Raw genomic sequence first — 8,830 nt, 5'->3', positions numbered from 1 at the left:
CGCTCCCGCAGCCCCGAAAGATCATCGCGTCCAACGGCCACGGTCCTCGCAACTCCCACAGATCGCGGGTGTTGCGAGGACCGTTAGAACCCAAGTCCTCGCCCGGGGGGCCTCGTCACGTTCCTGCGGAACTCACGCCTTCGTGAGGTCCTCGATCTCCTCCTCGGGCTCACGGCCCGGGGTGGGGAGGTTGAACTTGATGATGGCGAAGCGGAAGGTCACGTAGTAGATGGCCGCGAAGACAAGACCGATCGGAATGATCAGCCAGGGCTTCGACGCCAGGTGCCAGTTCAGCGCGTAGTCGATGAAACCGGCGGAGAAGTTGAAGCCGTCGTGCACGCCCAGGCCCCAGGTGATGGCCATCGAGGCGGCGGTGAGCACGGCGTGCAGCACGTACAGGACCGGCGCGATGAACATGAAGGAGAACTCGATCGGCTCGGTGACACCGGTGACGAACGAGGTCAGCGCCAGGGAGACCATCATGCCGAGCACGACCTTGCGGCGCTCGGGGCGGGCGCAGTGCGCGATGGCGATGGCGGCGGCCGGCAGACCGAACATCATGATCGGGAAGAAGCCGGACTGGAACAGACCGGCGGACGGGTCGCCCGCCAGGAAGCGGGTGATGTCGCCGTGCACGACCTCGCCGGCCGAGTTCTTGAAGTCGCCGAGCTGGAACCACGCCACGGTGTTGACGAACTGGTGCATGCCCACCGGGATCAGCGCACGGTTGACCGCGCCGAACAGGGCCGCGCCGCCCGAGCCGAGGCCGGTCATCCACTCGCCGAAGTTGGAGATGCCGGTGCCGATCGGCTTCCAGACCAGACCGAAGAACACGCCCATCACGATGCCGACGAACGCCATGATGATCGGCACCAGACGGCGGCCGTTGAAGAAGCCGAGCCAGTCGACGAGCTTGGTGCGGTGGAACCGCTGCCACAGGACGGCGGCGAGCAGACCCATGACGATGCCGCCGAGGACGCCGGGGTCGTTGTAGGTCGCGGCGACGTCCGCGCCGTTCTGGATCTTGGCCTCGGTGACCGGGAAGGCCTGGAGGACCTTGCTGTAGACGAGGAAGCCCACCACCGCGGCCAGCGCGGTCGAACCGTCCGACTTCTTGGCGAAACCGATGGCGACACCGATGCAGAACAGCAGCGGGAGAGAACCGGTGAGCGCACCGCCCGCGTTGTTGAACACGGCGGCGACCTTGTCCCAGCCCAGGCCGTCCTTGCCGAAGATGTCATCCTGGCCCAGGCGGACCATGATGCCCGCCGCCGGCAGTACGGCGATCGGGAGCTGCAGGCTTCGGCCGACCTTCTGCAGGCCCTGGAAAAGGCCTGATCCCCGCTTCTTTGCGGGTGCCGCCGTCGACTCGGCGGTGGCGGTGCTCATACGTCCGTCCTCCATCGGGTGGTGGTCTACACCACTCAGTGGTGTAGACCTGTTGTAACACGATGAAGGTGGCGTAAGGAACCCGCGAAATCGCGACCGGACCACTACGCGCCGTATGGGTTCGCGCGGGTGGTGACAGGCCGGTTCCGGACCGGTTTCGAGGCGGTCTCGGACGAAACTCAGGCCCCCGTGACGTCCTCCACCTCGTCCTCCGGTTCCCGCCCCGGAGTCCGCAGGCCGAACCGCGTGATCGCGAACCGGAAGACGGCGTAGTACACCACGGCGAAGCACAGCCCGATCGGCACGATCCCCCACGGCCTGGTCGCCAGGTTCCAGTTGATGACGTAGTCGATCAGCCCCGCCGAGAAACTGAACCCGTCGTGCACCCCCAGCGCCCACGTCACCGCCATCGACGCACCCGTCAGCACCGCGTGCACCGCGTACAGCCCCGGAGCGATGAACATGAACGAGTATTCGAGCGGCTCCGTGATCCCCGTGACGAACGACGTCAGCGCCACCGACAGCATCAGCCCGCCCACCTCCTTGCGGCGGGCCGGCCGGGCCGTGTGCGTGATCGCCAGCGCCGCCGCCGGCAACGCGAACATCATGATCGGGAAGAAGCCCGAGGTGAACTGCCCCGCGTTCGGATCCCCCGCCAGGAACATGTTGATGTCACCGTGCACCACCGTCCCGTCCGGCTTCGTCCAACTGCCGAACTGGAACCAGATCGGCACGTTCAGGAACTGGTGCAGGCCGATCACCAGCAGCGCCCGGTTCGCCAGCCCGAAGATCCCGGCGCCCCACGCCCCCGCATCGCCCAGCCAGGTGCTGAAGCCCTCCAGGCCGCGCCCGATCGGCGGCCAGACCCACAGGCACAGGGCCGCGAACAGGATCGCCACGAACGCCATGAGGATAGGCACCAGCCGGCGGCCGTTGAAGAAGCCGAGCCAGTCCACCAGCCGCGTCCGGTGGAACCGCTGCCAGAAGAAGGCGGACAGCAGCCCCATCACGATCCCGCCGAACACCCCCGGATTCTGGTACGTGAACGCCGTCACCGTCCCGTCCGCCGCCCGGCACCCCGTGGCGATCACCTCCGCCCCCGCCGGGCACACGGCCGGGAACTGGTGCAGCACATTGAAGTAGACGAGGAAACCCACCACCGCCGCCAGCGCCGTCGAACCGTCCGCCTTCTTCGCCATCCCGATGGCCACACCCACGCAGAACAGCAGCGGCAGCCCCAGCTCGCCGTCGAGCAGCGCGCCGCCCGCCCCGGCCATCACCTTCGACACGTCGATCCAGCCGAGGCCGTCCTCACCGAACACGTCCGGCTGCCCCAGCCGGTTCAGGATCCCCGCGGCCGGCAGCACCGCGATCGGCAACTGCAGGCTCCGCCCCATCTTCTGCAGCCCCTGGAACAGCGAGTTCCAGCGCTCGCGCACCGGAGAGATCCTGACGTCGGCGCCGCCGGCACTCATGAGCGTCCTCCCGCACCGCGTTTGGCCACCGCCCGGTACGGTGGTGTAGACCAGTGGACGGACGGTTCCGCTGTCGTGACGCCATCATTCGGCAGCCGCGGCACGACCGCTCGCGAAGATGGGCCAACTGTGGGTTACTGCGACCAAGCAGTTCGGATCAGGGAGACAGAACATGGCCAGCAAGGCTGAGAAGATCGTCGCCGGACTCGGCGGACTCGACAACATCGAAGAGGTCGAGGGCTGCATCACCCGCCTCCGTACCGAGGTCAACGACCCCTCGCTGGTCGACGACGCCGCCCTGAAGGCCGCCGGCGCCCACGGCGTCGTGAAGATGGGCACCGCCATCCAGGTCGTCATCGGCACCGACGCCGACCCCATCGCGGCCGAAATCGAAGACATGATGTGAACCGGCTGACCGTGCGCACCCACGGTTCACCCGGAAGGGGCTCTTCCCACCGCGGGAGGAGCCCCTTCCGCATGGGGGGCTAGGCTCGACGCCATGTCTCGAATCGACGGCCGCACGCCCGAACAACTCCGCCCGGTCACCATCGAACGCGGCTGGAGCAAGCACGCCGAAGGCTCCGTCCTCGTCTCCTTCGGCGACACCAGGGTCCTCTGCACCGCCTCCGTCACCGAAGGCGTCCCGCGCTGGCGCAAGGGCAGCGGCGAGGGCTGGGTCACCGCCGAGTACGCCATGCTGCCCCGCGCCACCAACACCCGCGGCGACCGCGAGTCCGTCAGGGGCCGGATCGGCGGCCGCACCCACGAGATCTCCCGCCTCATCGGCCGCTCACTGCGCTCCGTCGTCGACTACAAGGCACTCGGCGAGAACACCGTCGTCCTCGACTGCGACGTCCTCCAGGCCGACGGCGGCACCCGCACCGCGGCCATCACCGGCGCCTACGTCGCACTCGCCGACGCCATCGCCTGGGCCCAGGGCCGCAAGCTCGTCAAGCCCGGCCGCCAGCCCCTCACCGGCACCGTCAGCGCGGTCTCCGTCGGCATCGTCGGCGGCGTCCCCCTCCTCGACCTCTGCTACGAGGAGGACGTACGCGCCGACACCGACATGAACGTCGTCTGCACCGGCGACGGCCGCTTCGTCGAGGTCCAGGGCACCGCCGAGGCCGAACCCTTCGCCCGCGACGAACTCGACGCCCTCCTGGACCTCGCCGTGGCCGGCTGCGCCGACCTGGCGGCGATCCAGCGCGCGGCCCTGGAGAAGTAGCCCCGGGCGCACAGCGCCGAAAGGTAAAGAAAGCCCCAAGGCGGGCGGCGGTCGGGGGCAACCGTCGCCCCCCGCCCCCGCGTCACTACGGGTACGGGCGCCCGGCACGCCGCCGTGCGCCCGGCCACCACACCGGGGAGGGAACCCAAGCCATGGCCGCGAGCCGACACCGACGCCTGGGCCGCAGCACCGCCATCGCCGCCACCACGGCCGCCGTCGCACTCACGCTCTCCGCCCTGACCGGCTGCGACGCGATGAACAAGGCCCTGGACTGCGTCCAGACCGCCGACACCATCGCCGACAGCGTCACCGACCTCCAGCAGGCCGTGCAGAACGCGGCGGACGACCCCGCGCAGACCGACGACGCCCTCCGGTCGATCGAGCGGAACCTGAAGAAGATCGGCGACAGGACGGACGACGCGGACGTCAACAAGGCCGTCGACGACCTCGGCAAGGCGGTGGACAACGTCCGCACCGCCATCGGCGACGGCGACAAGACCCCCGACGTCAGCCCCGTCACCGACGCCGCCGGCGAACTCACCAAGGTCTGCACCCCGTAACACCGGCCCCGGCGGACCGGCCACCGGTGGACCGGCCGCCTGCGGACCCGGCCGTCCGCGGATCCCGCCTCCCGCGAATCCGGCCATCCGCGGATCCGGCCATCCGCGGATCCGGCCATCCGCGGATCCGGCCGTCCGCGGACCCCGCCTCCCGCGGACCCCGCCTCCCGCGAAGCCCCGGCCGGCCGCGGGCCGGGCATCCGGACCGGCGGACCATCGGGAGGGCCGGATCAGCGGGCCATCCGGACCGGCGGGCCACCTCGCCCGGCGGGCCGTCCGAACGGGTGGCCCCGGCGCTCCCCGATACTGGTGGGCATGACCCGCCTGATCCTCGCCACCCGTAACGCCGGAAAGATCACCGAACTGAGGGCGATCCTCACCGACGCCGGCCTGCCCCACGAACTCGTGGGCACCGACGCCTACCCCGAAGTCCCCGACGTCAAGGAGACCGGCGTCACCTTCGCCGAGAACGCCCTCCTCAAGGCCCACGCCCTCGCGCAGGCCACCGGCCTCCCGGCGGTCGCCGACGACTCCGGCCTCTGCGTCGACGTCCTCGGTGGCGCCCCCGGCATCTTCTCGGCCCGCTGGGCAGGCCGCCACGGCGACGACCAGGCCAATCTCGACCTGCTCCTGGCCCAGCTCTCCGACATCGCCGAGGAACACCGGGCGGCCCACTTCGCCTGCGCGGCGGCCCTCGCCCTGCCGGACGGCACGGAGCGGGTGGTGGAGGGCCGGCTGAGGGGCGTACTGCGGCACGCTCCCGCCGGCACGAACGGCTTCGGCTACGACCCGATCCTCCAGCCCGACGGCGAGAGTCGCACCTGCGCGGAGCTGTCCCCGCAGGAGAAGAACGCGATCAGCCACCGGGGGAAGGCGTTCCGCGCCCTGGTACCGGTGGTTCGGGAGCTGCTGGGCTGATCTTCTTTGAGCGCCCCCACCTTCAATTCGAAGGTGGGGGCGGTGCGGCCGGTGGGATTCGAACCCACACGGGCTTTCACCCACTGGGACCTAAACCCAGCATGACTGCCAATTCCATCACGGCCGCTACAAAACGGTCATCGCGCTCGACCGGCAGCGCTCAGTGTACGGGCAGGGCTCGTCACGCTGCGAGGGGTGGCCTCTCCTTCTGGCGGCACCAGGTCTCCGTCAGCGAGTGGCAGTTGGGGCACAGGTACCGCAGGTTCTCCCGTCGGTTGTCGCGCCAGTCGCCGTTGATGTGGTCGATCTGCAAGGTGATCGACTGTCCCAGCCACTCCCCGGTGTTGCCGCAGCGTTCGCACGCGTACGGCACGCCGATCTCGGTCAGGGCCCGGTGGAGCCGCGTCCTGTTCGTCCGCCCGGAGTGCGGAGGCAGTACGACCAGGACTCGTTGAGCGAGGGGCGTCGGCGCGGGGCGCTCCGGCCGAGCCCAGGAACTGCGTCTGAAGTGGCTCGTGTCGAGACCGAGGCGAACTGACGCACGCCGGACGCGCCGGTGGTTCGTGTCGTTGACGTCCAGGTCAAGACAGCGCATCACGTCGGCATAGCTCGCCGAACGCTCCACCGCGTCGCGCAACTTGTTCTCGGGGATCGGGATCCGACGATAGGAGAAGTGTCCCGTGTCGATGGCCTGGACACGCAGCATGCGCTTCAGGGTCGAGCGGGAGCGGCTGTCCTCCGGTACGCCCAGGGCGCGAGCCACGCCACGGACGCTCGTCGCCGTCGCCGCGGCGGCGCTCAGCTCCTCCCTGGTGAAGGGCAGGTCGGGCTCGGGCTGGTCCAAGCCGGGGAAATGGCTCACATCGATCCCTGCCGCGCTGATCCGGCGACGGATGTGGGACAGCGTCCCGGTGGCCGGAGCGGCACCCAGTTTCAGGGCCACTTCGCGGAGTGAGGACGACGAGGCGGCCGCCTCGGCGATGGCGGCGTCCGGATACTTGCGCCACGGACTGCGTTTGACGAAGTGACTGGTGTCGAGGCCATGAGCGGCGACCTTCTCCTGAAGCGCCCGTCGTCGGCCTCCGCTCGCCCGAAGCCCCAGCCGCCGCATCAGGTCTGCCCAGTTGCGTGCTTCGGCGACGGCCTGGCCAAGCCGTTCCCCGCGGTACGGGTCCGCCTCCTCCAGCCGCTCCCTGGTGTATGCACCGGCCCCCATGGCGCCCCTCCGTTCGGTTCTCGGCCATGCGTTCATGGCCCGTACGGAGCAACGAACCGGTCATCGGACGGTCACGCACGGATACGCGGACAAGGGGGAGGCGGAAAACGGAAACGGCCCGCGCCGGTCGTGCCGGATGCCGTCGGGCATCCGGTCGTGCCGGGGCGGGCCGCCGGGGCGGGGCGCGCTACTGGACGCCCAGATCCTTGATGATCTTGGCCACATGGCCGGTGGCCTTGACGTTGTAGAGGGCGCGTTCGACCTTGCCCTCCTCGTCGACGACGACCGTGGAGCGGATGACCCCGGTGACCGTCTTGCCGTAGAGCTTCTTCTCGCCGAAGGCGCCGTAGGACTCCAGGACCTTCTTGTCGGGGTCGGCGAGGAGGGTGACCCGGAGGGACTCGGTCTCGCGGAACTTCGCCAGCTTCTCGGGCTTGTCGGGGGAGATGCCGATGACGTCGTAGCCGGCGCCGGCCAGGAGGTCGAGGTTGTCGGTGAAGTCGCAGGCCTGCTTGGTGCAGCCGGGGGTGAGGGCGGCCGGGTAGAAGTAGACGATGACCTTGCGGCCCTTGTGGTCGGCCAGGGACACCTCGTTGCCGTCGGCGTCGGGGAGGGTGAAGGCGGGGGCCGCGTCCCCGGGCTGGAGTCGCTCGGTCATCGAAGCTCGTCTCCTCGTCGTGCCAATACCGTGTCGCTCCGAGGGTAACCGGGGGTGCCGACAGTGCGGTCGCGGCGAGAGCTGACAGACTGTCCTGAACACGCAGCAGTTGACTTCGGAGGCGGTACGGTGGCGGACACGGCGGACACCAGAACCCCGGCTGAGATCGAGGCGGACATCAGGCGCCGCCGCGAGGTGCTGGCCGAGACGCTCGACGAGATCGGTGTGCGCGTGCACCCGAAGACCCTCGTCGGGGACGCCAAGGCCAAGGTCGCCGCCAACGTCGACCACACCCTCGGACGCGCCTATGTGCAGGTCAACAGGGTGGTGAGCGATGTGCGGGCGCAGTTCGTGGACGCCGAGGGAGCGCCCCGGCTGGAGCGGATCGTGCCGGTCGCGCTGCTCGCCATGGGAGTGGTCGGGCTGCTCACCCTGGGCACCCGCAAGCGGCGGGGCTGACCCACCGCGTACGGACGCGCTGAAGGCAGGTAGGTTCGAGGCGTGAGCGCCAAGAGAAACGAGCACAGCACCAACGACGACAAGCTGCCCATCCGGATGCTGCACGACCGGGTCCTCGTCCGGCAGGACACGAGCGAGGGCGAGCGGCGGTCCGGCGGCGGCATCCTGATCCCCGCCACGGCGGCGGTGGGACGCCGGCTGGCCTGGGCGGAGGTCGTCGCGGTCGGGCAGAACGTCCGGACCGTGGAGCCGGGCGACCGGGTGCTGTACGACCCGGAGGACCGGGCCGAGGTGGAGGTGCGGGGCACCGCGTACGTGCTCATGCGTGAGCGTGATCTGCATGCCGTGGCCGCGGACCGGTTCGAGGGGTCGGAGGACTCCACCGGCCTGTACCTGTAGCGGCGGCGGCCGCCGCCGCGACGGAACGGCCGAAGGGGCCGGTGACGGTTGTCACCGGCCCCTTCGGCGTTGCTTTGCTAGCCTCGACAGGAAGCCCGACGAGACGCGCCGTACCGGGATGAAGGCAAAGACGACGCACCTGTTGTCCGACAGCGACCGACGACGTCCGCCGTTGTCGTTCGCCGTTCTCGAAGGGTGTTTGTCGTGGCCTGGGTTCTGCTTGTCGTCGCCGGTCTGCTGGAAGTCGGCTGGTCGATCGGGATGAAGTACAGCGAGGGGTTCACCCGGTTGGTGCCCAGCGTGCTGACCGGCGCGGGCATCGTCGCGAGCATGCTGCTGCTGTCGTACGCGGCCCGTTCACTGCCGATCGGCACCGCCTACGGAGTGTGGGTGGGGATCGGCGCCGCCGGTGCGGCCGTGCTCGGCATGGTGGTGCTGGGGGAGCCGGTGACCGCCGCCCGGATCTTCTTCGTGTGTCTGCTGCTGGTGGCCGTGGTGGGTCTGAAGGCGACCTCGGGCCACTAGCCGTCC

The 8,830-nt window shown here is 69.7% G+C and carries 11 protein-coding genes, 1 tRNA gene and 1 riboswitch; of the genes, 7 read left to right on the top strand and 5 right to left on the bottom strand.

Annotated elements, in window-relative coordinates; all coding sequences use genetic code 11:
- Positions 1 to 132 precede the first annotated feature (132 nt).
- A complete protein-coding gene (locus ACF061_RS04925) occupies positions 133 to 1,389 on the bottom strand; it encodes a PTS transporter subunit EIIC (protein WP_392265357.1) in 1,257 nt (418 codons plus the stop codon).
- Positions 1,390 to 1,568: 179 nt separating this feature from the next.
- Positions 1,569 to 2,864 (bottom strand): PTS transporter subunit EIIC, encoded by a 1,296-nt coding sequence (locus ACF061_RS04920; protein ID WP_392265356.1) that lies wholly within the window; start codon positions 2,862 to 2,864, stop codon positions 1,569 to 1,571.
- Positions 2,865 to 3,036: 172 nt separating this feature from the next.
- Here ACF061_RS04920 and ACF061_RS04915 point away from each other — a divergent pair, with 172 nt between their 5' ends.
- The 4 genes from ACF061_RS04915 to rdgB all read left to right on the top strand — a co-directional run bounded on the left by ACF061_RS04915 (position 3,037) and on the right by rdgB (position 5,567).
- On the top strand, positions 3,037 to 3,270 hold the full coding sequence (locus tag ACF061_RS04915) for a glucose PTS transporter subunit EIIB (RefSeq protein WP_392265355.1): 234 nt from the start codon (positions 3,037 to 3,039) through the stop codon (positions 3,268 to 3,270).
- Between the two features lie 93 nt (positions 3,271 to 3,363).
- Positions 3,364 to 4,089 (top strand): ribonuclease PH, encoded by a 726-nt coding sequence (gene rph, locus ACF061_RS04910; protein ID WP_392265354.1) that lies wholly within the window; start codon positions 3,364 to 3,366, stop codon positions 4,087 to 4,089.
- 152 nt (positions 4,090 to 4,241) lie between these two features.
- Entirely contained in the window at positions 4,242 to 4,649 is a 408-nt protein-coding gene (locus ACF061_RS04905) for a hypothetical protein (RefSeq protein ID WP_392265353.1), read from the top strand.
- A gap of 315 nt (positions 4,650 to 4,964) precedes the next feature.
- Complete coding sequence (gene rdgB / locus ACF061_RS04900) at positions 4,965 to 5,567, top strand: RdgB/HAM1 family non-canonical purine NTP pyrophosphatase (RefSeq protein WP_392265352.1); 603 nt, start codon at positions 4,965 to 4,967, stop codon at positions 5,565 to 5,567.
- 43 nt (positions 5,568 to 5,610) lie between these two features.
- Here rdgB and ACF061_RS04895 read toward each other — a convergent pair.
- From ACF061_RS04895 to bcp, 3 genes are all read right to left on the bottom strand, one after another.
- Positions 5,611 to 5,694: transfer RNA gene (locus tag ACF061_RS04895), tRNA-Leu, on the bottom strand.
- A gap of 54 nt (positions 5,695 to 5,748) precedes the next feature.
- Positions 5,749 to 6,783 carry an HNH endonuclease gene (locus ACF061_RS04890; RefSeq protein ID WP_392265351.1) on the bottom strand — a complete coding sequence of 345 codons (1,035 nt, stop codon included), beginning with the start codon at positions 6,781 to 6,783 and terminating at the stop codon, positions 5,749 to 5,751.
- 187 nt (positions 6,784 to 6,970) lie between these two features.
- Positions 6,971 to 7,441, bottom strand: coding sequence for a thioredoxin-dependent thiol peroxidase (gene bcp, locus ACF061_RS04885; protein WP_392265350.1), 471 nt, complete (start codon positions 7,439 to 7,441; stop codon positions 6,971 to 6,973).
- A gap of 129 nt (positions 7,442 to 7,570) precedes the next feature.
- Here bcp and ACF061_RS04880 point away from each other — a divergent pair, with 129 nt between their 5' ends.
- The 3 genes from ACF061_RS04880 (at position 7,571) to ACF061_RS04870 (ending at position 8,824) form a co-directional block, all read left to right on the top strand.
- Positions 7,571 to 7,900, top strand: a complete 330-nt coding sequence (locus tag ACF061_RS04880) for a DUF3618 domain-containing protein (protein ID WP_392265349.1) — start codon at positions 7,571 to 7,573, stop codon at positions 7,898 to 7,900.
- Between the two features lie 42 nt (positions 7,901 to 7,942).
- Positions 7,943 to 8,299: a GroES family chaperonin gene (locus ACF061_RS04875; RefSeq protein ID WP_392265348.1), complete on the top strand. Its 357-nt coding sequence runs from the start codon at positions 7,943 to 7,945 to the stop codon at positions 8,297 to 8,299.
- A gap of 76 nt (positions 8,300 to 8,375) precedes the next feature.
- A riboswitch (guanidine-III (ykkC-III) riboswitch) is annotated at positions 8,376 to 8,439 on the top strand.
- Positions 8,440 to 8,503: 64 nt separating this feature from the next.
- On the top strand, positions 8,504 to 8,824 hold the full coding sequence (locus tag ACF061_RS04870; RefSeq protein ID WP_164588913.1) for a multidrug efflux SMR transporter: 321 nt from the start codon (positions 8,504 to 8,506) through the stop codon (positions 8,822 to 8,824).
- The last annotated feature ends 6 nt before the right edge of the window (positions 8,825 to 8,830 follow it).

Source organism: Streptomyces sp. NPDC015220, from assembly GCF_043079345.1.
In the GTDB taxonomy this organism is placed as follows: Bacteria; Actinomycetota; Actinomycetes; order Streptomycetales; family Streptomycetaceae; genus Streptomyces.
Note: the sequence above shows the minus strand (reverse complement) of the source record. Positions and strands in the feature narration are given on the sequence as shown.

What these genes read in the sequence shown, in the direction of transcription:
- ACF061_RS04925 (WP_392265357.1), bottom strand. Translation starts at nt 1,389, where the DNA reads ATGAGCACCGCCACCGCCGAGTCGACGGCGGCACCCGCAAAGAAGCGG.
- ACF061_RS04920 (WP_392265356.1), bottom strand. Translation starts at nt 2,864, where the DNA reads ATGAGTGCCGGCGGCGCCGACGTCAGGATCTCTCCGGTGCGCGAGCGC.
- ACF061_RS04915 (WP_392265355.1), top strand. Translation starts at nt 3,037, where the DNA reads ATGGCCAGCAAGGCTGAGAAGATCGTCGCCGGACTCGGCGGACTCGAC.
- rph (WP_392265354.1), top strand. Translation starts at nt 3,364, where the DNA reads ATGTCTCGAATCGACGGCCGCACGCCCGAACAACTCCGCCCGGTCACC.
- ACF061_RS04905 (WP_392265353.1), top strand. Translation starts at nt 4,242, where the DNA reads ATGGCCGCGAGCCGACACCGACGCCTGGGCCGCAGCACCGCCATCGCC.
- rdgB (WP_392265352.1), top strand. Translation starts at nt 4,965, where the DNA reads ATGACCCGCCTGATCCTCGCCACCCGTAACGCCGGAAAGATCACCGAA.
- ACF061_RS04890 (WP_392265351.1), bottom strand. Translation starts at nt 6,783, where the DNA reads ATGGGGGCCGGTGCATACACCAGGGAGCGGCTGGAGGAGGCGGACCCG.
- bcp (WP_392265350.1), bottom strand. Translation starts at nt 7,441, where the DNA reads ATGACCGAGCGACTCCAGCCCGGGGACGCGGCCCCCGCCTTCACCCTC.